Source organism: Vibrio genomosp. F6 (genome assembly GCF_005146325.1).
Lineage (GTDB): Bacteria > Pseudomonadota > Gammaproteobacteria > Enterobacterales > Vibrionaceae > Vibrio > Vibrio cortegadensis.
The window spans coordinates 1,703-3,035 of sequence record NZ_SYUT01000088.1; the positions used below are offsets into that span (position 1 = coordinate 1,703).

2 protein-coding genes are annotated in these 1,333 nt (G+C 37.9%); both read left to right on the forward strand.

Annotated elements, in window-relative coordinates:
* The first annotated feature begins 90 nt into the window (after positions 1 to 90).
* The gene (locus tag FCV43_RS19515; protein WP_136996104.1) at positions 91 to 504 is read left to right on the forward strand and encodes a hypothetical protein; all 414 of its coding nucleotides are present in this window, start codon (positions 91 to 93) and stop codon (positions 502 to 504) included.
* Between the two features lie 139 nt (positions 505 to 643).
* Complete coding sequence (locus FCV43_RS19520) at positions 644 to 1,273, forward strand: hypothetical protein (RefSeq protein WP_136996105.1); 630 nt, start codon at positions 644 to 646, stop codon at positions 1,271 to 1,273.
* Positions 1,274 to 1,333 lie beyond the last annotated feature (60 nt).

The following is a 1,333-nucleotide window of genomic DNA, read 5'->3' on the forward strand; positions in this document are numbered from 1 at the left end:
TTTGAAATTTGTGTTTACGGCGCAATGGTTTAGTCTGGGTTTTATAGCGTTGTCGCACCTTAATTGGGCGTTAGCTGAAAGGAGGTTGTAATGAGAAATCTAGATATATTTAACTGTGCAGCGTTGGAAGTTATGCATGCTGGTCTTGATAAGTTTCCAGTCCCAACTGATGTCGCGCCCACCGAAATAGCTGAACGGGTAAAAGATTATTTTGAAAGCAATGATGATGGTGAATTAAATTCACAAGAATTATTTAAAGCATGTTATGCAACAGTAAAGTGGTTAGAGCAAGAAGGATATCTGATCATTAATCATGAGACACTTCGCGAGAGTATATGTAACGTAACTCTAACTCAAAAAGGTCTTAATGCGTTAAATTCTATCCCAACATTTGATAAAAGTGAGAATAAATCATTTGGGCAGTACTTTATCAAAGGAATAAAACCGATTTCAGCTTCGGTAGTTGGGAATTTAATGACTGATTTCTTTAGAACTATCAGCTAACAAACAATTCAACCAGACTTGCAACGCGTGGCATTTTTACTTCTAATCAGGTTTAGTGGTTACGGTGTAATGCAGAACCGCTGTATTGCGTTGCTGCGCAAGTTAATTGGGCGTTAAGTTACTAAGGAGGTATCTCAAAATGGAAGTGAACTGTTCAAAATGTGGGCGGAAGATAGAATCTGAGAATATTAATGTTTCGCTGGATACTGCTTACTGTCAAAACTGTGAGAATCTAACTTCGCTTGCGTCGATATTAGAGGCAGCATCTGACAGTAAGTTCGATAGTACTCAAAAGGTTAATGGCGTACATATTTCTGGCAATGACTATGATTGGTCTATTGAACTTTCAAATCGAAGTTGGGCGGCACTTTTTTTAGTTCCGTTTACTGTGGTGTGGGTAAGTATTGCTCTTTCTGGAATATATGGAACCCAGTTAATGAATGGAGAGTTCGATTTTAAACAATCTCTCTTCGGGTTGCCATTTCTAATAGGCAGTATTGTATTAATTAGCATTACTCTAATGAGTGTTTTGGGTCGTACCTATGTTTCAAATGAAAATGGTAAAGGCCTCATTTTTATAGGGGTGGGTTCTATAGGTTGGTACAGAAGGTTTGAATGGCAAAATATTGCTAGAGTAAGGGAAGTAGGGCTAGGACAGCGTAGACATATTTCATTAGAAGGAAAGCAACGAATAAACTTGGGTTGGGGGCTAAGCACGGAAAAGCTATATTTTATGTCTAGCTTTCTAAAAACGAAGTTGAAAACGTAACTTAACAAACAATTTAAGAGTGACTCCTAACGCTTAGCGAGTTCACTCCGATTTGAAATT